Origin of the sequence: Nocardia sp. CA-107356, assembly GCF_050946365.1 — a bacterium.
Taxonomy (GTDB): Bacteria; Actinomycetota; Actinomycetes; order Mycobacteriales; family Mycobacteriaceae; genus Nocardia.
Window position 1 is genome coordinate 3,339,725 of sequence record NZ_CP191992.1, and the last position, 21,844, is coordinate 3,361,568.

The 21,844-nt window shown below is 66.8% G+C and carries 19 protein-coding genes; 9 read left to right on the top strand and 10 right to left on the bottom strand.

What is annotated here, in order from left to right:
- Positions 1-115 precede the first annotated feature (115 nt).
- The 3 genes from ACQP1G_RS14935 to glsA form a co-directional block, all read right to left on the bottom strand.
- A complete protein-coding gene (locus ACQP1G_RS14935; RefSeq protein WP_433203898.1) occupies positions 116-919 on the bottom strand; it encodes an enoyl-CoA hydratase in 804 nt (267 codons plus the stop codon).
- A gap of 64 nt (positions 920-983) precedes the next feature.
- Positions 984-1,676 carry an SIMPL domain-containing protein gene (locus tag ACQP1G_RS14940; protein WP_433203901.1) on the bottom strand — a complete coding sequence of 231 codons (693 nt, stop codon included), beginning with the start codon at positions 1,674-1,676 and terminating at the stop codon, positions 984-986.
- 31 nt (positions 1,677-1,707) lie between these two features.
- Positions 1,708-3,555 (bottom strand): glutaminase A, encoded by a 1,848-nt coding sequence (glsA, locus tag ACQP1G_RS14945; RefSeq protein ID WP_433208522.1) that lies wholly within the window; start codon positions 3,553-3,555, stop codon positions 1,708-1,710.
- Positions 3,556-3,776: 221 nt separating this feature from the next.
- On the opposite strand from glsA, the gene dxs reads away from it, so the two are divergent.
- Positions 3,777-5,675 carry a 1-deoxy-D-xylulose-5-phosphate synthase gene (gene dxs / locus ACQP1G_RS14950; protein WP_433203904.1) on the top strand — a complete coding sequence of 633 codons (1,899 nt, stop codon included), beginning with the start codon at positions 3,777-3,779 and terminating at the stop codon, positions 5,673-5,675.
- 236 nt (positions 5,676-5,911) lie between these two features.
- Here dxs and ACQP1G_RS14955 read toward each other — a convergent pair whose 3' ends face one another.
- A complete protein-coding gene (locus tag ACQP1G_RS14955; RefSeq protein ID WP_433203907.1) occupies positions 5,912-6,481 on the bottom strand; it encodes a CGNR zinc finger domain-containing protein in 570 nt (189 codons plus the stop codon).
- Positions 6,482-6,593: 112 nt separating this feature from the next.
- Between ACQP1G_RS14955 and ACQP1G_RS14960 the strand changes: the two genes are divergently transcribed.
- Complete coding sequence (locus tag ACQP1G_RS14960) at positions 6,594-7,010, top strand: SRPBCC family protein (RefSeq protein WP_433203910.1); 417 nt, start codon at positions 6,594-6,596, stop codon at positions 7,008-7,010.
- 188 nt (positions 7,011-7,198) lie between these two features.
- Here ACQP1G_RS14960 and ACQP1G_RS14965 read toward each other — a convergent pair whose 3' ends face one another.
- Positions 7,199-8,476 (bottom strand): HRDC domain-containing protein, encoded by a 1,278-nt coding sequence (locus ACQP1G_RS14965; RefSeq protein WP_433203913.1) that lies wholly within the window; start codon positions 8,474-8,476, stop codon positions 7,199-7,201.
- Between the two features lie 22 nt (positions 8,477-8,498).
- The gene (locus ACQP1G_RS14970; RefSeq protein ID WP_433208525.1) at positions 8,499-9,050 is read right to left on the bottom strand and encodes a DUF3000 domain-containing protein; all 552 of its coding nucleotides are present in this window, start codon (positions 9,048-9,050) and stop codon (positions 8,499-8,501) included.
- A 226-nt stretch (positions 9,051-9,276) separates the two neighbouring features.
- Here ACQP1G_RS14970 and hemE point away from each other — a divergent pair, with 226 nt between their 5' ends.
- Together hemE and ACQP1G_RS14980 are read left to right on the top strand one after the other, a co-directional pair.
- Positions 9,277-10,332, top strand: coding sequence for a uroporphyrinogen decarboxylase (gene hemE / locus ACQP1G_RS14975; protein WP_433203916.1), 1,056 nt, complete (start codon positions 9,277-9,279; stop codon positions 10,330-10,332).
- Between the two features lie 15 nt (positions 10,333-10,347).
- Entirely contained in the window at positions 10,348-10,884 is a 537-nt protein-coding gene (locus tag ACQP1G_RS14980) for a uridine kinase family protein (protein ID WP_433203919.1), read from the top strand.
- 41 nt (positions 10,885-10,925) lie between these two features.
- Here the strand turns inward: ACQP1G_RS14980 and ACQP1G_RS14985 are convergent, their stop codons facing one another.
- Positions 10,926-11,567 (bottom strand): TetR/AcrR family transcriptional regulator, encoded by a 642-nt coding sequence (locus ACQP1G_RS14985; RefSeq protein WP_433203921.1) that lies wholly within the window; start codon positions 11,565-11,567, stop codon positions 10,926-10,928.
- Positions 11,568-11,798: 231 nt separating this feature from the next.
- On the opposite strand from ACQP1G_RS14985, the gene ACQP1G_RS14990 reads away from it, so the two are divergent.
- The 5 genes from ACQP1G_RS14990 to hemQ all read left to right on the top strand — a co-directional run bounded on the left by ACQP1G_RS14990 (position 11,799) and on the right by hemQ (position 17,778).
- Entirely contained in the window at positions 11,799-12,602 is an 804-nt protein-coding gene (locus ACQP1G_RS14990; protein ID WP_433203924.1) for an SDR family NAD(P)-dependent oxidoreductase, read from the top strand.
- A 31-nt stretch (positions 12,603-12,633) separates the two neighbouring features.
- Positions 12,634-13,761, top strand: a complete 1,128-nt coding sequence (locus ACQP1G_RS14995) for a DUF5938 domain-containing protein (protein WP_433203927.1) — start codon at positions 12,634-12,636, stop codon at positions 13,759-13,761.
- A gap of 85 nt (positions 13,762-13,846) precedes the next feature.
- The gene (locus tag ACQP1G_RS15000; RefSeq protein WP_433203930.1) at positions 13,847-15,382 is read left to right on the top strand and encodes an acyl-CoA synthetase; all 1,536 of its coding nucleotides are present in this window, start codon (positions 13,847-13,849) and stop codon (positions 15,380-15,382) included.
- A 99-nt stretch (positions 15,383-15,481) separates the two neighbouring features.
- Positions 15,482-16,843 (top strand): protoporphyrinogen oxidase, encoded by a 1,362-nt coding sequence (locus ACQP1G_RS15005; RefSeq protein ID WP_433203933.1) that lies wholly within the window; start codon positions 15,482-15,484, stop codon positions 16,841-16,843.
- A 239-nt stretch (positions 16,844-17,082) separates the two neighbouring features.
- Positions 17,083-17,778 carry a hydrogen peroxide-dependent heme synthase gene (gene hemQ, locus ACQP1G_RS15010; RefSeq protein WP_433208528.1) on the top strand — a complete coding sequence of 232 codons (696 nt, stop codon included), beginning with the start codon at positions 17,083-17,085 and terminating at the stop codon, positions 17,776-17,778.
- 417 nt (positions 17,779-18,195) lie between these two features.
- Here hemQ and msrB read toward each other — a convergent pair whose 3' ends face one another.
- The 3 genes from msrB to ACQP1G_RS15025 all read right to left on the bottom strand — a co-directional run bounded on the left by msrB (position 18,196) and on the right by ACQP1G_RS15025 (position 21,773).
- The gene (gene msrB, locus ACQP1G_RS15015) at positions 18,196-18,639 is read right to left on the bottom strand and encodes a peptide-methionine (R)-S-oxide reductase MsrB (RefSeq protein WP_433203936.1); all 444 of its coding nucleotides are present in this window, start codon (positions 18,637-18,639) and stop codon (positions 18,196-18,198) included.
- Positions 18,640-18,719: 80 nt separating this feature from the next.
- Positions 18,720-20,093: a glycosyltransferase family 87 protein gene (locus ACQP1G_RS15020; protein WP_433203939.1), complete on the bottom strand. Its 1,374-nt coding sequence runs from the start codon at positions 20,091-20,093 to the stop codon at positions 18,720-18,722.
- A 123-nt stretch (positions 20,094-20,216) separates the two neighbouring features.
- On the bottom strand, positions 20,217-21,773 hold the full coding sequence (locus ACQP1G_RS15025) for an alpha/beta hydrolase (protein WP_433203942.1): 1,557 nt from the start codon (positions 21,771-21,773) through the stop codon (positions 20,217-20,219).
- Between the last annotated feature and the right edge of the window lie 71 nt (positions 21,774-21,844).

Here is a 21,844-nt window from a genome sequence, read left to right on the forward strand (position 1 = left end):
GAGCCGCGATGCCGCTCTGCGGGTGGGCGAATTCCCCTGAGTACCTGGAGATCTCGAAGGACGCGGGCACCGATACGGTGACACTGCTGGTCAAAGGCATCGGCCAGCGGTGTGCTCAGTCTTCGTAGACGGGTGGGCGGCGGTCGCGGCGGGCCCGGATGGCCTCGTCGAAATTCTCCGTAGTCAGGCGAACGTAGAGCTGGGACATGCCCTCGTGCTGCATATGGGATTCGAAGCCACTGGCCTCCATACCGCTCCACAGCATGCGTTTGGTGAGTTCGGTGCCGACGCGGCTGAAGCCGATAATTCGTTCGGCCAGGTCATAGCAGGTGTCGAGGAGTTCGGCGGTGGGGACGGTGCGCGAGACCAGGCCGATGCGCTCGGCCTCGTCGGCGTCGACATCCCGGCCGGACAACATGATTTCGAAGGCGCGCGAGGCGCCGATGGCGCGCGGCAGCAGATAGCTGATGCCCAATTCCGCTGAGGTGAGCCCGTTATTGATCCCGGCGGCGCGAAAGTAGGCGTCCGCACCCGCGATTCGGATATCGGTGGCGACGCTGAGGCAGAATCCGCCGCCGATGGCCGCGCCATTGATCGCGCCGATGACCGGTTGGTTCATCCGCCGCAACGTGATCATCACATCGTTGAGCAGATCCATCGAGCGCCGGGCCACACTGGTCTTGGTCAGCCCCTCGGTGTTGGGAACTCTACCCGCGCTCTGCAGGTCCGCGCCGGAACAGAAGCCTTCGCCCGCGCCGGTGAGCACAACGACGCGCACCTCGTTATCGGTGCTGACCTCTTCGAGGGCCTGCCGCAGCGGGATCATCACGTCGAAGGCCATCGCGTTCATCCGTTCTGGTCGATTGAGCGTGACCAGCGCGACCTGCGGCCGCGGTTTGTCGATGAGCACGAACGGCATACGGACCCCTAACCAGCACGATGAAGCCATCACTATACCCAAGCAAGCGTTAGGTCAGAGGGAATCAGGTGAGGTGCCAGGTCGCGCGGATCGTCGCCGAGATTTCGGATTCGCCGAGTTCGACCGGAACCGGTGCGCCGCTGTAGCCCGCGTTCATCGGGGCCGACATCGCCATCAGCCGGGGCGCGACGGGTGGTGCGGAGGTGGTGTTCTCGGTGATCTCGACGACCGGTCCGAGGGCGCGCTCGGCACGGCCCGCGTATTGCTCAGCCTTGGCGAGGGCGTCGTCCCATGCGGCATCGCGGGCTCGGGTGAGCAGGCTCTCCTGGTCGGCGAAGCCGAGATTGAGGCCGCCGAGACGAACATCGTCACCACCGGCGTCGACGCAGTTGGCGATGATCGTGGCGGGTCCGGGATCGGCCGTTTCGCCGATATCGCGCAGGACGACGGTGAGGTCGGTGGTCGCGACGTAACCGGTGATCTTGGAGCCCCCGCCTTCCAGCCAGACGGTTTCGGTGCGCACCGACAGTCCGCTGGTGGCGATATCGGTGCCGGGAACGCCGTCGGAGCGTAGTGAATCGGTCAGCGCGGCGACGCGCTCACCGGCTTGGCCGTAGGCGAGGGCGACCTTGCTGGCGCGGGTCTCGATGGAGATGGTGACGCGCATCAGATCCGGGGTGGCGCGGGCGGTGCCGTACCCGAAGGTGGTGACCGTGCCCGCGGCGGTACCGGTGTCGTCGGACTGCTTGTTGCTCACGGCGCTCTCCTGAGTTCGTCGGATCTTGTTTTCAATAGTCGCCTCCGCGCACGGCGATGGCGCGCACTGCGGCGTCCATTTGCGCGTATGCACCCGCGGCCAGCCGTTCGAGCAGAGCCAGCTTGAGTTCGGGCGCTTGCTGGGTGAGCACGTCGAAGCGTTCGGGGCGCAAAACCGCTACGCGGACGGCGCTTTCGGCTCTGGCCTCGTTCACGAACGGGGTGCCGACGAGCATCGGGATCTCGCCGAACGACATTCCCGCCGTCAGAGATACCAGGCGATGAGTGCGGGCGTCCGTCCCTTCGAAGGTGATGCGTACTCGGCCCTCGAGGATCAGATACAGCCCTGAGCGTGCACTGCCGCGCTTGGTGATCACCTCGCCGCGAGCGATGGTGCGCACCTCGAAATCCTTGGCCAGCCGGGCCCGGTCGTCAGTGGTCAGTGCGGCGAGCGCGGGATGATCCTCGATCGGCAAGGAGGTGCACGCCGGTTTGCTCTCGGGCCGGTGGTATTCGAGGACGATGTTCTCGCACCATTCGGTGGCGGTGTCGCGATCGATGAACACCCGCCCACGCGGGTCGGCCGGATCCAGGCTGGAGACCAGGTGGCCCAGTTTGCCGTCCGGATCGACGATGGCGACGCGGCAGCCCGCGGCGGCGAGTTGGGTCTGCAGCGCGTCGAGCATCTGTACCGCGATCGCACTCACCTCACCGACCCGGCGCAGATCGACGACCAGTGCCTCCAGTTCCCGCGCCTGTTCCTCGATCGCGCGCACCGCCCGCTCCGCACCGGCGAACAGCAGGTCGCCGTGCAGTTCATAGACCCGTGCCCGGTGCCCGTACGCGGCGAGCAGATCCATCTCATCGGTGGTGCGCCGCAATCTCGACGGCACCTCGGCCACCGTATAGGCGGCGCGGATCGCGGTGCGCGCCGAACGCGTGACGTGCAGGAAGTGCAGTTCGAGCAGCTGCGATAACGCCCGGCAGGCTGCGACGCCACGCACGCTGTTGCCGTGCTGATCCAGCCGAGGCGAGTAGACGGCGATGCCGATCTGTCCGGGCAGTACCGCCACGATGCCGCCGCCGACACCGCTCTTGGCCGGCAGGCCGACGGTGGTCACCCAGTCGCCCGCGGCGTTGTACATGCCGCAGGTGGTCATCACGCTGAGCACGCGTTCGGTCAGCGCGGCGGACAGGGCGCGTTCCCTGGTCAGCGGGTTGAGCCCGTTATTGGCCAGGGCGGCCGCCATCAGCGCGAGGTCGCGGCAGGTGACATCGATCGAGCACTGTCGGAAGTACCGGTCCACCGCCTCGTCCGGATCGGATTCGATGATGCCGAACGAGCGCAGCATGTAGCCGATGGCGCGATTGCGGAAACCGGTGCGCGCCTCCGATGCGTACACCGCTTCGTTCATGGTGAGCTCACGCCCGGCGAAGCGGGAGTAGCAGCGCCGGATGCGCTCGAATCGGTCGGCCGGGTCGCGGCCGGTGATCAGTGCGGCCGCGGTGATGGCGCCCGCGTTGATCATCGGATTGCGCGGGCGCTCGGTCACCGGGTCCAGGCTGATCTCGTTGAACGCGTCGCCGGAGGGTTCGACATCGATATGCTCGGCGACGGTTTCGATGCCCCGATCGGCCAGCGCGAGCGCGTAGGTGAAGGGTTTGGAGATCGACTGAATGGTGAACTCGGTGCTGACGTCACCGGTTCCGTAGACTCGTCCATCGGCGGTGGCCAGGCACAGTCCGAACGAATCCGGTTGCACCGCAGCCAGTTCGGGAATGTAATCGGCCAGGTCTCCGGAATCGTCGGCGCGGCAGAGTTGGTAGACATCGGTGACGATGCGAGCAACGACACCGGGGTCGACCGCTTGCGGAACCATCTGCTCGGGCAGGGCCACACGTCCACTCTAAGCTGGGTAACGTTGGTGCGGTCGCCGGACTCGTCTGCCCGAGCGTGTCGTGGAATGGGCTGGTGATTTCGTGTGGAGGCTCACACTTCCGCGCGAAGTCGGCTGGTGGCGGGGCGTTGTCGTGCGGGTGCACCACAGCGGCTCCGTAGACTGATCGGATCAGATGCGCTATCCGGAGGGAGCGAGTTCACGTGGGAGTGCTTTCCCGGGTCGAGACACCCGAAGACCTGCGACGGCTCACCGTTGCCGAATTGGGTGAACTGGCGGAGGAGATTCGCGAGTTCCTGGTGCAGAAGGTCGCCGTTACCGGCGGGCACCTCGGCCCCAATCTCGGTGTGGTGGAGCTGACCATCGCACTGCACCGGATCTTCGACTCGCCGGCCGATCCGTTGATCTTCGACACGGGGCACCAGGCCTACGTGCACAAGATCCTCACCGGTCGCAAGGATCAGTTCGACACGTTGCGCAAGCAGGGTGGGTTGTCCGGCTACCCGAGCCGATCCGAGAGCGCTCACGACTGGGTCGAATCCTCGCACGCCTCGGCGTCGCTGTCCTATGCCGATGGCTTGGCGAAGGCGTTCGCGCTGACCGGTCAGGACCGGCATGTGGTCGCCGTGGTCGGCGACGGCGCGCTCACCGGCGGCATGTGCTGGGAGGCGCTCAACAACATTGCCGCCGCACCGGACCGTCCGGTTGTCGTGGTGGTCAACGACAACGGCCGCTCCTACGCGCCCACCATCGGTGGCCTCGCCGACCGGTTGACCGCGCTGCGCACCCAGCCCGCCTATGAGCACGCGCTGGACGCGGGCAAGCGAATCCTCAAGAGCATCCCGCGCGTCGGCGAATCCGCGTACTCGATGGTGCACGCGGTGAAGGCCGGGATAAAGGATGCGGTCAGCCCGCAGGAGCTGTTCAGCGATCTCGGACTGAAGTACGTCGGACCCGTGGACGGCCACGACACCGTTGCGCTCGAGGCAGCGCTGCGTCGGGCGAAGGACTTCGGCGGGCCAGTCGTGGTGCATGTCGTGACGCAGAAGGGGCGCGGCTATTCGCACGCCGAGAACCACGTCGCCGACCAGATGCACGCCTGCGATCCGATCGACCCGCTGACCGGACGCCCGCTCGGCGGGCCGAAGGCGCTCGGCTGGACCTCGGTGTTCTCGCAGGCGCTGATCGCGCACGCGGAGAAGCGCGATGACATCGTCGCGATCACCGCGGCCATGCCGGGACCGACCGGCCTCGCGGCCTTCAAGGAGCGGTTCCCGGAGCGGATGTTCGATGTCGGCATCGCCGAACAGCATGCGATGGCCTCGGCGGCCGGACTCGCTCTCGGCGGTATGCATCCGGTGGTGGCGATCTATTCGACGTTCTTGAACCGAGCCTTCGACCAGTTGCTGATGGATGTCGCGCTGTTGAGGCAACCGGTGACGGTGGTGCTGGATCGTGCGGGAATCACCGGTCCGGATGGTGCCTCGCACAACGGGATGTGGGATCTGTCCGTGCTCGGCATTATTCCGGGTATTCGCGTGGCGGCTCCGCGCGATGCGGCGACGCTGCGTGAGGAACTGGCCGAGGCGCTCGCGGTGAGCGACGGACCCACGGCTATTCGGTTCCCGAAGGGCAGTGTGGCCGAGGATATTTCAGCCGTCGAGCGGCTCGATGGGGTCGATGTGCTGCGGCTGCCCGAGCGTGAGGGTGGTTCGGCCCGAGCGCAGCGCGGTGATGTGCTGCTGGTTGCGGTCGGGCCCTTCGCCTCGACCGCGCTGGAGGTCGCGGATCTGCTGGAGCCGGAAGGTATTTCGGTCACCGTTGTCGACCCCCGCTGGGTGCTGCCGGTGTCGGACACCATCGTCAAACTCGCCGAAAACTACCGTTTCGTAGTGACTCTGGAAGACGGCGGTCTGCATGGCGGCATCGGCTCCACGGTTTCGGCTCGGCTGCGTACCGCGGGGTTGGATGTTCCCACCCGCGATCTCGGTGTGCCCCAGCACTTCCTGGATCATGCCTCGCGCGACCAAGTGCACGAGGAACTCGGTCTGACCGCTCCCGATATCGCCCGCCGCATCTCCGGCTGGCTCGACGCGCGCTGAGCCGATGGTGTCGCTCCGATGCCGGAGCGACACCATCAGCAGTGAATCGTCGTGGCGGACGGCAACGAAATCCGGTGTGTACAACGGCACTCGGACATCGGTGTCGCCCAGCGCCTCGATCGTTGAGTAGTGGGGTTCCTCGGCGAGCCGATTCCGACGAGCGGTGGTCTGCTCGCTATCCCATGGGCGCGAGCCGGTCTGGTGCGGTGCGGCGATCCGCGCGGTTGGGTCGCTGACTACCGTGCGGCGTTACGGCGATGGGACGCACGGACTTTCACGCGGTTGCCGCAGACATCCATGGAACACCAGGTGCGGCCGCGGTTGCGGGAGTGGTCGTAGAAGGCCCAGCGGCAGCTGGGTTCTCGGCAGGTCTTGAGGCGTGACCAGATGCCTGCCGCGACGGCGGTGGCGACGTCGGCGAGCAGGGTGGCCAGGGCGTGGTCGACCGGCTCGTCGGTATGCGGGACGAGGCGGGGCGGGGTGCTCGTCACGTCCAAGGTCAGTGGCAGCGCCGCGGTGAGGGAGGCGAGTTCGGTGCGGGCCGAGGGGTTCAGGCCGTCCGGGCGGGGGCTGGTGACGGGTTCGGCATTGTTCGTGGCGAGGAGGGCGCGCAGGCCTTCGCGCACGCGCTCGGCCCGGTGTCGTGCGGCCGTGTCGGCGGTGCCTTCGGGCAGCAGTTCATGGGCGCGCAGCCAGCTCGTCAATTGTTCGGGTGTGCCGATGATGTCGCCGTCCGCACGGCGGGTGTTGACGAACTCCACTAGACGGGCCAGCGCCGGGGGTGTGGCTTCCACTGTGTGGGGCATGACGCAATAGTAACCGGCCATTGACGATCGCTGGTTATCTAACTACCGTTTCGCCTACGGAAGTTATCTACGGGGCGGATGAGAACTCCGCTCCGGCACGGGAGGATCAGCTATGGGATCGGTGGAGAAGGAGATCATCCTCGAGGTGCCGGTCGAGGATGTGTGGGCGATCATCGGCGACTTCGCCGCAGGCCCGATCCGGATGGCGCCCGGGTTCGTCACCGATTCCACGCTCGACGGTCCGGACTTGCGCATTGTCACCTTCGAGAACGGCACGGTGCTGCACGAACGGTTCATCGCGCTCGACGAAACACAACGCCGGATGGTGTTCTCCATCGTCGGCGGGAGCGTCACCCCGGCGCACGACAACTCGTCCATGCAGGTCTTCCCGCACGCCGACGGCAGCCGCTTCGTGTGGATCCACGACACGCTGCCGCATGAGCTCGCTGACGCGTTCGGCGCGAGCATGGAGCACGGGCTATCGGTCTTCAAGCAGAGCGTGGAGCGTGCCGTCACGGCCGAGCCGTGACGGTACGGCCCCGTGGCAGTGCCACCTAACCGTCGAGGGCGGCCGGATGGCGGCGCACCGCGCTACCCGCCCTTTGGCGACGGCGAATCAGCAATCGCCACCAGTGGAATGGTGGCTACGAGCACCCGGGGAACCGCCATGTAACTCGCCTCGATGACGTGCCCATTGGCTGAAATAGGTCGCGCGGGCTATGCGTCGGGTGTCGGCGTCAAAGCGGCCGCAAGTCGGGGAACCGCGAGTTCACGCTGCCAAGGCCGGGCACCACCCGACTTCAGGAACCCATCGATCGCGGCCGAGAGATCCGCCGGGTCGCCGACCCGGTCGTAATCCGGTAGTCCGTCCCAGCACAACCGGCGCACGAGATCGGGGGAGAGCAGATTCTCGACCGGAATCGCGTACTCGGTGGACAGTTCGCCCATCGCGGCCCGCGCTCGGGTCAGCCGTGCCGCGGCGGCGGGGTCGCGGCGCTCCCACCGGTTCACCGGTGGCGGTCCCTCGAACGGCTGGGTCAGAGGTGGCAGTTCGGTATCGGGCAGTGTGCGGCCGCCGTCGACGGCGGCGAGCCAGTCGCGGGAATAGCGGCGTTGGCGGGGGCCGCCGAAGACCGGCAGCGTGCGCAGTTGTGCGATGGTGCGCGGTTCGGCGTTAGCGGCGGCGATGATCGCGGCATCCGGAAGGATGCGGGCGGGTGCCACGTCGCGGGTGCGGGCCAGGGTGTCCCTGGTGTTCCACAGTTCGCGCACGATTGCTAGTTGGCGGGCGCGGCGCAGGGTGTGGATGCCGGAGGTGCGCCGCCACCGGTCGGCCTTCGGCGTGCCGGGTTCGGTGATCCGGACGTGCTCGAATTCCTGTGCCGCCCAGTCGGTCTTGTGCTGGGCATCCAGCGAGGCGGCCACCTCGTCGCGTAGCTCGAGCAGCAACTCCACATCGAGAGCCGCGTAGTTCAACCAATCCGCGGGCAACGGCCGGGTGGACCAGTCGGCCGCGCCGTGACCCTTGCGCAGGGCGCGGCCGAGCAGTCGCTCTACCATCGCCGCCAGTCCGACGCGCTCGAAACCGGCCAGTCTGCCGCCCAATTCGGTGTCGAACAGTCGCGCGGGGCGCAGGCCCAGTTCGGCGAGTCCGGGCAGATCCTGATCCGCCGAATGCAGCACCCACTCCAGCTCATTGATCGCCTCCGCCAGCGGTGCGAGTGCGTCGGCGACCGGAATCGGATCGATGAGGAAGGTGCCCGAGCCTGCACGCCGCAACTGGATCAGATAGGCGCGCGCCGAATACCGGAAACCGGAGGCGCGCTCGGCGTCCACGGCCAGCGGTCCGGTGCCCGCGGCGAGGTGGGCGGCGGCATCGGCGACCTCGCCGGCGGTGACGAGCACGGGAGGCACGCCTTCGGCAGGCACGAGCAGGGGTTCGGCTGTGCTGTCTTCGGCTGTGTTGCCCGGTTCGGACTCGTCTGCTACCGACATAAACCTGAACTTTACGTGGCGATCAGGTGTGGTCGTTGCTGGTATAGGAGTCCGGCCGTAGATGAGTGATTCCAGCGGGCGGCAAACCGGCCGCATAGGCCAGTACTTCGCAGAAGCCTTCCACGTGCGGACGCATCTCGGTGGTCATCGCGGTCCAGGAGGCGCGCAGCTCCAATTGGTGCGCTCGCGGGGGGCCGGCGATATCGCCGTAGCGCACCGAACTGGTGGAGGTGACGGTGCCGCCGAGCGCGGTGAACGGTTCGCCGCGGGACTCGAGCGCGTCCACCAGCCAGCTCCAGGCGACCTCGGGCAGCAGCGGGTCGGTGGCCAATGCGGCATCGATATCGGCCTGAATGTAGGCGACGAAACGGAACACGCCGTGCCAGGCCTCGTCACCGTCGGGATCGTGCAACAGGATCAGCCTGCCGAAGGCGTCGCCCTCGGAATCGACCGGCACCACATTGGTTTCGGGATGTTTGACTTCCGCGCCTAGCGCATAGGAATACGGTGCCAGGCGTTGTGGGGGTCGGATCGGTGCCAGCTCGATTCGAGGGTGCACAGTTGCGGTACCCATCGCATCGACCGCGGCGCGAAACTGAGCTGGCTCGCCGTTGGGTCCTTCGGTCGGTGCGGCTCCGTCGCGGAAGTCGAGCGGTGTCACGGAACCGACGGTAGACCTTGTGCGCCCGGGGCGGTCGGAGGCGCGCCGGATGCCGCTCCGAGCGGGCGAACGTTGCTCTGCCGTGACCCGGCACCCGGCCGGGCGAGGGCGGGCGGCAAGCCCGCATACGATAGCGGTGATGAGCACTCACACCCGTCGCCGGTTGACCGATGCCCCGTACCTGGCCGCCGCCACCGGCGCCGAACCCACCCGTCGGCCGGTGTGGTTCATGCGTCAGGCCGGACGATCGCTGCCCGAGTACCGCGAACTGCGCAAGGGCATCGGGATGCTCGAGTCGTGCTTCGATCCGGAGTTGGTGTGCGAGATCACAATGCAACCGGTTCGGCGCCACGGTGTCGATGCGGCGATCTTGTTCTCCGACATCGTCGTTCCGTTGAAGGCCGCGGGCATCGACCTCGATATCGTGGCCGGTGTCGGACCGGTGATCGCCTCGCCGGTGCGGACCATCGCGGATGTGCGCGCGCTGCCTCGGCTGCGGCCCGAAGAGGTGGGCGCGGTTACCGATGGTGTGCGGCTGCTGACCGACGCGCTCGGCGAGACCCCGTTGATCGGATTCGCCGGTGCGCCGTTCACGCTCGCGTCGTATCTGGTCGAGGGTGGTCCGAGTAAGAACCACGAGCGCACCAAGGCGATGATGCACGCCGATCCGACGACCTGGCACGAACTGCTCGGTGTATTGACCGACATCACCATCGCTTTCCTACAGGCGCAACTGGTCGCTGGTGTCGATGCGGTGCAATTGTTCGATTCCTGGGCCGGGGCGCTGTCGCTCGCCGACTATCGCGAGTTCGTGCTGCCGCATTCGGAGCGGGTGTTCGCGGAGGTCGCCGAGGCCGGTGTGCCGCGGATCCACTTCGGGGTCGGGACCGGGGAACTGCTCGGTGCGATGGGAGAGGCGGGCGCCGAAGTCGTCGGCGTCGACTGGCGGGTGCCGCTGACCGAGGCGGTGCGCCGTGTCGGACCCGGAAAAGCCTTGCAGGGCAACCTGGATCCCGCGGTGCTGTTCGCCGGATCCGCCGCGATCGAGGCCGAGACGCGGCGCATCGTGCGCGAGGCCGACGAGGCGATCACCATGGGCGCGGCCGGTCATATCTTCAACCTCGGGCACGGCGTGCTGCCCGAAACCGATCCGGGTGTGCTCACTGCGCTGGTGCAACTCGTCCACGAACTGTGACCGCTTAGCGTGGGGGTGGCGATCGCGGAGATCGCGGCCCGGATAGGTGCCAGCCAGCCGCGGCTCGGATCGACGCGACTGGTGGCGGTGGACGGACCGGCCGGGGCCGGAAAGTCCACGCTCGCGGCATCTTTGGCGGTCATGTGTGACGCGCAGGTGGTGCACACCGACGACTTCGCGCCCGCGAACAACGAGCTCCCGTGGTGGCCCCGGCTCGTGCGGCAGGTGCTCGAGCCGATCGCCCGCGGCCGTTGCGGTCGATACCAGCGCTACGACTGGGACGAGCACGCCTTGGCCGAATGGCACGATGTCGTGCCCGGGGGAGTGCTCGTATTGGAAGGCGTTTCCTCGGCACGTGCCGCCGTCCGCGATCAGCTATCGCTGGCGATATGGATCGATACCCCACGTGCAGTGTGCTTGGCGCGTGGTCTCGAACGTGACGGCAGGCACACGCTGCCGCTGTGGGAGGCATGGATGGCGGCCGAGGAAGCCCACTTCGCCGCCGACCGCACCCGCGACCATGCGGACCTGATCGTCCCTGGCGAGGCTTGACGATTCCGCAGGTGAGTGCCGATGGGCCGGAGCGGGATCGGCTAGGGCCTGCCCTTTCCGATCACCACGTCCAGCAGAGCTGCGGCCTCGGTGCGGAGATTGTCGGCGGCATCGCCGTGTCCGGCGAGTTTGTGCAGCAGTGCCTGTTGGAACAGACCGTCGAATATGGCGTAGGCCGTGGTAGACGGGACCAAGAGGGGTTGACCGGATAGGTCGGCAAAGCGGTCCACGACGTTGCGGATCATCTCCGAGCGGTGACCGTCGATCTCGAGCACGTCATCGCGGAAGGACTCCTCGTACAGACTCTGGTTGCGCAGGTCGTACCAGAGCCGGTGCAGTGGTGCGTCGGCGTCCAGGGTGGTCGCCATCGCCGCGCCGAAGTCGTTTCGTAGCTGTTCGGCCGTTGTCGCGGCGGCGACGATGTCGTCGTAACGGGTGACGCACACCTGCTCGTACTGCCGCACCGCCTGCGTGATCAGCTCGACCTTGTCGTTGAAGTAGTAGTGCAGCACCCCGTGGGTGAACTCGGATTTCTGCGCGATCTCCCGCAGGCTGGTGCGGGCGTAGCCGAGTTCAGCGAGGGTGTGCAGGGCCGCGGCTGCCAGTTGTGCGCGCCGCTCGCCGAATTTGTCGACCTGTCGGCGCGCGATGCGATCCCGCCTGGTCTCGACGATTTCGGTCATCTGGCTTCTCTCCGTCACCGCATCCGCATCTTGTGAATTGGCTCAGTGTATCGCGGTACCGGAATCAGGAGGTCAGCTGGTTTGACGATTGTGTAAGAAAATCTTGACGACTGTCATAGAAAATCTTGACGGTCGTCAAGAACGCGGGCACACTGTGATCCACGTCGCATCCGGTCCGAGTGTCGGATGAGACCGAAAGCCGAATGGACCATCTCGAGGAGGAGATGCCCGATGAATGGGTACAACCTGACCGGGCGTACCGCCCTGGTAACTGGTGGCGCGCGAGGACTCGGTGCCGGAATGGCCGAGGCACTGGCCCGTGCCGGGGCGGCGGTCGCGATCGGCGACGTGCGCGAGGATCTCGGCAAGGAAACCGTGGAAGCGATGCGGGCGACCGGTGCGACGGCCGAATTCGTGCCGCTCGATGTCACCGATGACACACGCTGGGCGCAGGCGGTCACCGATACCGTCGCCGCACTCGGCGGTCTGGACATCGTGGTGAACAACGCCGGAGTCGAAATCACCAGCCTCGTCGTCGATCTCGATCCGGAACAGGTGCGCCGGATGCTCGAGGTGAATGTGCTCGGCACGGCCCTGGGTATCAAGCACGCGTTGCGCGCGATGCGACCAGGCGGTGCGGCGGGCCGGGGTGGTGCGATCGTGAACATCGCTTCGGTCGCCGCGACGATCGCCTTTCCAGGTATTTCGGTCTACTCGGCGACCAAGTCCGCGGTGGATCGCCTTACCCGGGTCGCGGCGATGGAGTCCGGAAAGCTCGGCTACGGCGTGCGCGTGAACTGTGTCTACCCCGGACTCGTCCCAACCGAGATGGGCGCCCAACTCGCCGACGATGTCGCTCGGATCGGATTGTTCCCCAGCGCGGAGGCCGCCGTCGGCGCGGTGGTCGAGCAGACCCCGCAGGGGCGGCTGGGTGAGGTTGCGGATATGGCCGACGCGGTGGTGTTCCTCGCCTCCGACGCCGCACGGTTCATTACCGGCGCGGGCCTGCCGGTCGACGGTGGCATGGGCATGTGAGTTTCCGAGACAGCGAAAGGTTCGAGATCTGATGAGTACCGATAAGCCCGTCGTCGTCTACGGCGCATCCGGGTACACCGGCCGACTGGTGTGTGAATACCTGCGCGAGTTCAACATTCCGTTCGTCGCCGCGGGCCGGGACAAGTCCCGGCTGCAAGAGGCGGTCGACAAGATTCCCGGCATCGACACCGTCGAGCACGAGGTCGTCGAAGTCGCACACGAGGTCGGGCCACTGACCGAGCTCTTTCGCGGCGCCGCCGTTGTCTGCAATACCGTCGGCCCGTTCTCGCAGTACGGGCATGAGGTGGTGCGGGCTTGTGTTGCCGCGGGGACCCACTACCTCGACACCACCGGCGAACAGGATTGGCTGATCGATTGCGATGAGCAATACGGTGCCGAGATGGCCGCGCGGGGTCTGCTGCTCGCACCCGGCGTCGCGCAGATGTACACGACGGGGGAGATCGCCGCGAATATCTGCCTGGAAACCCCGGGCCTGGACACGCTCGATATCCAGGTCTTCTGGAAGGGCTTCCCGACGGTCGCGTCCACGAAGACGATTTTGGTCAATGCCGCGCTGTCCAAGGCCTATTACCTCGAGCAGAACCAGTATGTGGAGTGGCCCGCGGACGCTGGACTCTACGACGTGGTGGTGCCCGGGCAGCACGAGATCGGGCTCGCACTGCCCTGGGGCGGCACCTCGCATCCGGTGTGGTTCAAGCGTGATCCTCGCGTGGCGAATGTGAAGGTGCTCGGTGGTGTGTTCAACCGGCCGTTGATGCTGGGTGTGCCGCAGATCGTGCAGGCGGTCGTCGAACAGGTGAAAGACCTTCCGGTGCAGGAGAAGTACCGCGTCCTGGCCGACCAGGCCGCCCTGGTCCGGGACGAGATGCCGCCACGGGAGAATCCGCGCATCAATACCTCGCTCGATTCCGTGCACGCATCCGGACCGCTGGCGCGTGCCCACTGCGTGATCTACGGGAACTGCAACTACAAGCAGACCGGTCTGCTGCAGGCGTTTGCCGCGAACGCGCTGCTGCAGGCACCGCCGAAACGAACCGGGTTCGCCTCGGCATGCCAGGCATTCGGCCATCGGGAACTGCTCGGAGTGCTACGCGGTTTCGGGCTGGTCAGTGAACCGGTACTGACCGTGCATCGTTGATCACGCCTCGGACAGCGGGCGGCCGGAGCCGCCCGCCCGTTGTCCGAATCGGCCACTCCCGCAACAGCTTCCGTAGAGGATTACCGTGCGTCTGACCGACTATCTCGACAAGGGCGCCTCACTCGGCGCCACCGCACCCTGCCTGACCATGAACGGGCATACGCTGACCTATGCGCACGTACAGCAGCTGTCCTGGCGGATCGCTCATGCGCTGGTGCGATCCGGGGTCCGGCCCGGCGAGCGGGTCGCGATCCTGTCGGCGAACGACACCCTGGCCTTCGCCTGCGTTTTCGGCATCGCCCGCGCCGGTGCGGTGTGGTGCCCGATCAATCCCCGCAATGAGGCCGCGGAGAATCGGGAGCTACTCGAACTTTTCGACTGCACCTGTCTGATATTCCAAGCTGCCTTCGCGCCATTGGTTTCCGCCATCGCACCGCGGCTGCCCAAGCTGCGGACGCTGGTCTGTTTGGATGGAAATGTGTCCGGGGCACCATGTTTCGACGACTGGGTGCGGGACTGTCCGGCCGATCCGTGGGAGGTCGAGTCGATCGACGACCTCGCCATGCTGGTCGGCACCGGCGGAACGACCGGACGGCCGAAGGGCGTTCGGCTCACCGGCCACAATATCGAGACGATGACCGCATTGACCCTGATGAGTTATCCGTTCGAACATCGGCCCCGCTATCTGGCGCTGGCGCCCCTCACCCACGCCGCTGGCGTGCTGTGCTTTCCGATCCTGACCCTCGGCGGTGAGATCGTCGTGATGCCCGCCCCGGATCTCGGTGAATTCCTCGCCCTGATCGAGCGGCACCGGATTACCCACACCTTCCTGCCGCCGACGCTCATCTACATGCTGCTGGATCATCCTGCGCTACCAGCGGCGAATCTCGGCTCCCTGCAGTGTCTTTGGTACGGAGCCGCGCCGATGTCCACGGCCCGGCTGGCCGCGGCGCTGGAGCGGATCGGGCCGGTCATGGGCCAGCTGTTCGGGCAGTCGGAGGCACCCATGATGGTCGCCACGTTGGCGCCGAAGGATCACTTCCGCCCCGACGGCTCGATTGCCACCGAACGACTGTCATCGGCGGGACGACCCACTCCGCTCACCCGTGTGGCCATCATGGATGCCGAGGGGCGCTTGCTCCCCGCTGGTGCGCGCGGCGAAATCGTGGTCCGGGGTCCGCTGGTCATGGCCGGGTATCACAAGAATCCGGAGGCGACCGCCGAGGCGTCGCGCTACGGCTGGCATCACACCGGAGATATCGGCTACTTGGATGCCGACAATTACCTCTATGTGGTCGACCGGGCCAAGGACATGATCATCACCGGCGGATTCAATGTGTACTCCGCCGAGGTCGAACAGGCGCTACTGACCCACCCGTCCGTCCAGGACTGCGCGGTCATCGGACTTCCTGACGATAAATGGGGCGAGCGGGTCACCGCCGTCGTCCAACTGCACGTCGGGCGCGACGCCACCGCCGACGAACTGCGCGAGCACGCCAGGGCACGTCTCGGCGGGGTGAAAACTCCCAAGCAGGTGGAGATCTGGCCCGACCTGCCGCGCTCGAAGATCGGCAAGGTGCTCAAACCGGAGATCCGGACACAGTTGCGTGGCGAGCGCTGACCGCACCCGACTGTTGCCGGGCCGGTGTCGATCGTGCGCTCGGTCACGAAGGCGAGGGGCGTGGTCGGTGCGGATCCTGGGGAGGGCTACCGTCGCGGCATGAGAATCGCGGTAGTCGGGGGCGGCATCAGCGGGCTCGTCGCGGCGTACCGGTTACGGGTGCTGTTGGGTGGGGATGCGGAGATCGTGGTCCTCGATCGGGCCGCACGGCTCGGCGGGATTCTCTATACCGGCGAATTGGCCGGGGAGCCTTTGGATCTCGGGGCGGAGGCGTTCGTCGGGCGGCGGCCGGAGGTGCCGGAACTGCTGCGGGAACTCGGGCTCGAATCGCAGTTGGTGGTGCCGGCGGGATTGCGGCCGCTGGTCTGGTCGCAGGGCCGTGCGCATCCGCTGCCGGAACGCACGCTGATGGGGATTCCGTCGAATGCCGAGTCGATGCGCGGACTGGTCGATGCCGAAACGCTCGAGCGGATCGGCACCGAATCGCGGCGGCCGCTGGCCTGGTACCCGGACGCCGATATCGACGTCCACAGCCTGGTCGCCGACCGTTTCGGCGTGCAGGTCGCCGAACGCAGCGTCGATCCGCTGCTCGGCGGTGTCTACGCGGGCAGTTCGCGTTCCATCGGCGTGCGCGCCGCCCTGCCGTCCTTGGCTGCCGTGCTCGACAGCGGGGCGCCGAGCCTGAGCCACGCGGTCGTCGCCGCGATGCCGCCGCCCTCGAACGCACCCGTCTTCGGCGGACTGCGTGATGGCTATCGGCCGCTCCTGGACGCGTTGGCCGCGAAGTCCGAGGCGGAGTTCGTCACCGCGACGGTCGCCATCCGTTTAGCGCGCGCAACCCACGGTTGGGTACTCGAACCGGTCGGCGCGGTCGACGCGGTGGTGCTCGCCACCCCCGCCCCGGTGACCGCGAACCTACTGCGCCCGTTCGCCCCCGCCGCCGCATCGGCCGCCGCGGGCATCGAGCTGTCCTCGTCCGTCGTTGTGGCCCTCGGCCTCCCGCGCGACACCGCGCTGCCACAGAACTCCGGCATCCTGGTCGCCACTGGAGAACCCCTGCGCGCCAAGGCATTCACCTTGTCGAGCCGCAAGTGGACGCACTTGGCCGAGCGCGAAACCGCCGCGGTACGAGCCTCATTCGGCAAATTCGGTGACGACTCCAGCCAAACCTGGTCCGACGCGGACCTGATCGCCGCCGCCACCGAAGACCTCGCCACGGTTACCGGCGTCACCATCGCACCGACCGCCGCCCTGGTGCAACGCTGGCCCGGCGGCCTCGCTCAATACGCCCCCGGCCACCTCGACCGAGTAGCCGAAATCGAATCGGCCACCGCCGGTGTCGACGGCCTCGCACTAGCGGGCGCCTACCTCCACGGCGTCGGCGTCCCCGCCTGCGTCGCCTCCGGCACCGCCGCCGCCCACCGGATCGCCAGCACCCTGACCCGAACTTCCACACCATGATTCGCGCAGCGTCACATAGTGCGGCTGCGGTCGAGTGGATCGCAGGTGCCCTGATCTGAACCACCGCACCGCGAGTCGTGCCACGGAGCGGGGCCGCCGCGGTTCAGCAGCGCGGGGATTGCGGTCGGTGCCGGGGACGAGCGGGTGACCACGTGGCTGAGCGTTCAGCAGACGACGGGGCGGTCGCCGCAACGGCCCGCGCGCAGGCATCGGCCTACCGCAGTGGCACGATAGGGATCATGGCGCGACTCGACTATCAAGCACTCAATTCCACCATTCGCTACCTGATGTTCTCGGTGTTCCAGGTGCAGCCGGGGGTGCTGGGGGACGACCGTGAAGGTGCCATCAAGGAGGCGAGAGCGTTCTTCGATGGGCTCGCCGAACGTGATGTCGTGGTGCGCGGCATCTACGACGTCGCGGGGATGCGCGCCGATGCCGACTTCATGATCTGGTCGCATGCCGAGCGGGTCGAGGATCTGCAGGCGGCGTACGCGGATTTCCGGCGCACCACCGAACTCGGCCGGGCCAGCGCTCCGGTGTGGAGCAATGTGGCGCTGCACCGGCCAGCCGAATTCAATAAGAGCCATGTCCCGGCGTTCCTCGCCGGTGAGGATCCGGGCAACTACATCTGCGTGTACCCGTTCGTGCGCTCCTACGAGTGGTACCTGCTGCCCGATGAGGAGCGCCGCAAAATGCTCGCCGAACACGGTAAGGCCGCGCGCGGCTACCCGGATGTGCGCGCCAACACCGTGAGCTCCTTCGCACTCGGTGACTACGAGTGGATCCTCGCCTTCGAGGCACCGGAACTGCACCGTATCGTCGACCTGATGCGCGATCTGCGCGCCACCGAGGCCCGCCTGCACGTACGCGAGGAAGTCCCGTTCTTCACCGGCCCCCGCGTAGAGATCGAAAACCTCATCGCCGCCCTGCCCTGATCCCCGGCTCTCGGGATTCGCACCCTCGTGGGCACCTCCAGCGGGTCCTCGAGGGTGGCGCGGACGGCTTCGACAATCCCGTCGACATCTGCGGGCCCGAAGGGATCTGTCCGGTGACGCCGTCGATGACGGCTTCGCCGAATCCGCTCTCCGGGTTCGGCGTCGCTATCGGCGGATGCGCCCACCGGTTCGGCATCCTCATCGGCGCAAGTGCCATCGGGCTCCCCCGATGCCTGGGGTGAGGCATTCTTCGACAGCGGTTCGGGGCAGCGCACGCTCGGCGTCATCCGGGTGATGGTGGATCTGCCGTTGGGCACTCAGGAATGCAAATACCGACCGATTGGGCGTGCCCCAGTATTTCGGGGCATGCGCAACAAGCCGGTCAGTCTGTATTTTTCGCTGAGCGCAACAGCTGATTTACTCCGCTGTACTGCCCGAGGGGTGCAGTTGCAGGGCGATGGAGTTGATGCAGTAGCGCTTATCAGTGGGCGTGTTGTATCCCTCGCCCTCGAAGACGTGGCCGAGGTGGCTGTGGCAATTCGCGCACAGCACTTCGACCCGGCGCATGCCGAGAGTGTCGTCCGAGCGCAGGATGACCGCGTCGGATTCCGTCGGGTCGAAGAACGACGGCCACCCACAATGCGAGTCGAATTTCTCGGTGCTGCGGAACAATTCGGCGCCGCACGCCCGACACACATAGACGCCTTCGGTCTTGGTGTCGGTGTACTCGCCGATGAACGGGCGTTCGGTCGCGGCCTGTCGCAGCACCGCGTACTCCTCCGGATTCAGCTTGGCCTTCCACTCCTGTGGGGTCAGCTGGATGCGTGGTGCGGGCAGGGAGGTGTCGGCGTCAGAACTCATTGCTCCACGCTAATAGGTTTTCGACGGCAATGCCGCCCTGTTGCGGTGGGAGCCGGAACTCCGATTCCGGCCCACTAGCCCTACTTCAGCACGCTCTCCGGCTTTTCGGTCCGCAATTCAGACCGTTCGGTATCCCCGTCGTTCACGCCCGAGCTATCCACATCGTCTTCGTGTGCAGTGGACTCCGCTTCGACCCGACGCGGTGCTTCCTCGACCGCATCCGGCGCGGAGCGCATCCACGCTGGATCGAGCCCGAACGCCAGCCGACCTTCGCGCCGCGCCGCCAGATACCGGTCGCCGAGCACACAGGCGATGACGATGAGCAGCAAACCCCAGCCGAAGGTGATCCGCAGGTACTCCACGTTGCGTCCCAGGCCCTGCCAGCGGTCGGAGAGCCACTTGTCGTAGGACATGAACCCGAATACCGCCAGCCACGCGGGCCAGTTCCGCATCACCGAATTGCGCAGCACCACCGACATCAGCAGCGGGAACAGCATCATCGAGTAGTACATCTGCCCGAGCGAATTGAGCAGGAACTCCGCGGTCATCAGCACGCCGGAGGCGGTGGTCACGAAGAACAGCTCATCGTCGCGGTAGTAGCGGTACAGCAGCCACAGCGAGATGAGTACCAGTACGCCCATCATAATGCGGATGCCCCAGCTCAGCCACAGCGGCAGCCCATAGTATGCAGCGTTGCCGACGATCGCGCTGTTGAAGTAGTCACGCGGGTCGGAGAGGTAGCGCGCGGTCCTGGTGAAGAATTTGTCCGGATCGGCCGATAGCGGCCAGGCGATCGCGGTGAGCGCCAGCGGAACGCCGATGGCGGTATAGAAGACCTTCCACTGCCCCCGGGCCGCCGCGATCAATACCAGCGGCGCGAGCGTCGGCTTTACCGCGATGCTCAATCCCAATATCGCACCGGCCCACAGATCCCGCCGCCCGAGCAGCAGCATTATGAAGGCCACCTCGGCCAGCAGCACGCATCCGTTCACATTGGTGAAGACCAGTGTGTTGATGACGGTTTCGGAGCTGAACATGGCCAGCAGCAGGATCGGCGCCGCCATCGACGACAGTGTGAACTTGAACAGCTTGAGCAGCAGGTACCAGGCCAGGATGATGGCGGCGGCGTTCAACAGGATGAAGCACCAGCGCGACTTCTCCGGGTCGATCAGCGCCAGCGGCGCGATCAGCAGGGTGCCGCTCGGCGGATACAGGTAGTGCGGATCCACCAGGTCGTAGTTCGCGGTGTACACCGGTCGGTGGTTGAGGAATGCCAGCGAGGCGTTGTAGACCGGTTTGAAGTCATCGGTGATGAACCCGTTGACGGCCTTGATGAAGACCCGGTTGAGCACGGTCATGACCGCGAGCGGCCAGAGTGCGAACTTGATCACCTCGGCGGTGGTGCGAGCGGTGCGAGGCTCGAGCTGTCGAAGTAACACTGGGGCACGGTACACCGGATCCGCGCACGACGGTTGCCGGGACCTACCTGGCGCGCCGAGGTTAGGGGATTCTGACGGTGCCGCGCTGTCGCTCGACTCCGTCGGACCCCTACGGGGCTGTGTCATCGTCGCGCTCGCTCATGCGGGGCATGCGGTGCCGTCCGCGGGAAGCTTGGCCTCCTTCAGGTAATCGACAAGAGCCCGTTGCGCACAACCGGAATGGGCGAAAACCGGATGCCCCCAGCCCTGCCAGGAGATCGCGGCCTTGCGCGCGCCCGCGGCGCCGAGCGCACCGGTGACCGAGGCCTGGCCGCCGTCGCCGACCAGCGGATCCGCGATCCCGCCGAGAACCAGAACGGGCAGGTCCAGCTTCTCGGGCAGTGGTGGCGCGGCACTGACCGGCCAGGCGACACACGCCATCATGCCGATCGCGGCCGAGCGGCCGAAGACCGGATATTTCGTGCCCCAGGTGTCCGCGAGCTCTTTCGCCTTGGTCGGGCTCGGTGGCAGCTGGTTATCGGTGCAGCGGTTGACGAACTGACCGTCGGCCGCGGTGGCGGCTGATTCGCGCTGGATCAGCGTCCCGAGCGGTCCGCGATCGCCGCGTCCGGCCGCGGAGAGCGCGTCGGCCAGTTCGGCGATATGCGCGGATTGGTCGCGCGGACCGGCCAGGAATCCCGCCAGCCCCGTCAGCAGCGCGTTCGCCGAGATGTCGCCGAGTCCGCCACTACCTGCCTTGCGGACGAGATCGATGATCGCGGCGCGCGGATCGGGGCCGAGTGAGCAGCCGATTCCGGTGCAGCGTTGGGCGAATGCCGTTACGGCCGCCTCCGCACCCTGGACGTGCTGTTCGGCACGGGTGACCGCGTCGGCGCCGACGGCCTCCGGCGAATCCAGGACCAGTCGCGCCAGATGGTCGCCGAACTTGCGCGCATAGCTGAGCGCGACCTTCGCACCGTTGCCGGAACCGAGCAGGTCGATCCGGTCGACCTGCCACTGCCTGCGCAGCTGTTCGATGTCGTCGGCGGCGTGCGGTGCGTCGAAGGTGCCCTCATAGGGCTGCAGGAAATCGCGGCAGGCGATGGTGGCGTCCTGGCTGTATCCGGTCACCGCCTCGACGGGATCGCTTGCGCCCGGTCCGAATTGCCCGTTATCGGCCAGGCCGCGGCGCGCCTCGACGGTCATGCAGTCGATCGGCTGCGACGTGCCGAGACCACGCCGGTCCACCGCGACGATCGGGCGGCTGGTCAGCAGCCCGCTACCCGCGCCGACCGCGAGCCCGGCCAGCGTGGCGGTGGAGGATCGGTCCGCGCCCGAGGTGATGACCAGCGGCGCGACATCGGTCGGGGTCTGCGGCAGCCGGGCCCGCATAGCGCCGGTGCGGAAGTTGCCGAGCACGCCGCCGGTCGAGTCGATCGGCGTGGTGTATTCGGCGCAGTCCAGGACCAGGCCGGACGGCGCGGGACCGAGACCGAGTAGGTCGAGCGTCGGTTTGGTGCAATCGCGCCAGGTCAGATCGGTTTTGGGGACACCGGCGTCGGGCGGCGGCGCGACGACCGTGGTCGGGTGCGGGCCAGCACCGCCCTGGGGCGCGCGCTCGACGGCAACACCGGGGCGATCGGAAGGTCCCGCACCGCATCCGGCGATCATGATCGAGAGTGTCGAGGCCAGCACGACGGCCCGAGTCCAGCGCATGCGCTACAGCCTGCCAGGTTCGTGCGTTTGTTTCACAAAGCAGGCGTAGATGCGGCGCAGCGCGGCCCGAT

Coding starts and splice junctions, on each gene's coding strand:
- ACQP1G_RS14935 (WP_433203898.1), bottom strand. CDS start 919: ATGCCGTTCGTGCTCATCGACAAACCGCGGCCGCAGGTCGCGCTGGTC.
- glsA (WP_433208522.1), bottom strand. CDS start 3,555: ATGGTTCCGCAAGCGGTCGACCCCGGTGTCGTTGCTCGCATCGTCACC.
- ACQP1G_RS14955 (WP_433203907.1), bottom strand. CDS start 6,481: ATGCCCCACACAGTGGAAGCCACACCCCCGGCGCTGGCCCGTCTAGTG.
- ACQP1G_RS14960 (WP_433203910.1), top strand. CDS start 6,594: ATGGGATCGGTGGAGAAGGAGATCATCCTCGAGGTGCCGGTCGAGGAT.
- ACQP1G_RS14965 (WP_433203913.1), bottom strand. CDS start 8,476: ATGTCGGTAGCAGACGAGTCCGAACCGGGCAACACAGCCGAAGACAGC.
- ACQP1G_RS14970 (WP_433208525.1), bottom strand. CDS start 9,050: ATGGGTACCGCAACTGTGCACCCTCGAATCGAGCTGGCACCGATCCGA.
- hemE (WP_433203916.1), top strand. CDS start 9,277: ATGAGCACTCACACCCGTCGCCGGTTGACCGATGCCCCGTACCTGGCC.
- ACQP1G_RS14985 (WP_433203921.1), bottom strand. CDS start 11,567: ATGACCGAAATCGTCGAGACCAGGCGGGATCGCATCGCGCGCCGACAG.
- ACQP1G_RS14990 (WP_433203924.1), top strand. CDS start 11,799: ATGAATGGGTACAACCTGACCGGGCGTACCGCCCTGGTAACTGGTGGC.
- ACQP1G_RS14995 (WP_433203927.1), top strand. CDS start 12,634: ATGAGTACCGATAAGCCCGTCGTCGTCTACGGCGCATCCGGGTACACC.
- ACQP1G_RS15005 (WP_433203933.1), top strand. CDS start 15,482: ATGAGAATCGCGGTAGTCGGGGGCGGCATCAGCGGGCTCGTCGCGGCG.
- hemQ (WP_433208528.1), top strand. CDS start 17,083: ATGGCGCGACTCGACTATCAAGCACTCAATTCCACCATTCGCTACCTG.
- msrB (WP_433203936.1), bottom strand. CDS start 18,639: ATGAGTTCTGACGCCGACACCTCCCTGCCCGCACCACGCATCCAGCTG.
- ACQP1G_RS15025 (WP_433203942.1), bottom strand. CDS start 21,773: ATGCGCTGGACTCGGGCCGTCGTGCTGGCCTCGACACTCTCGATCATG.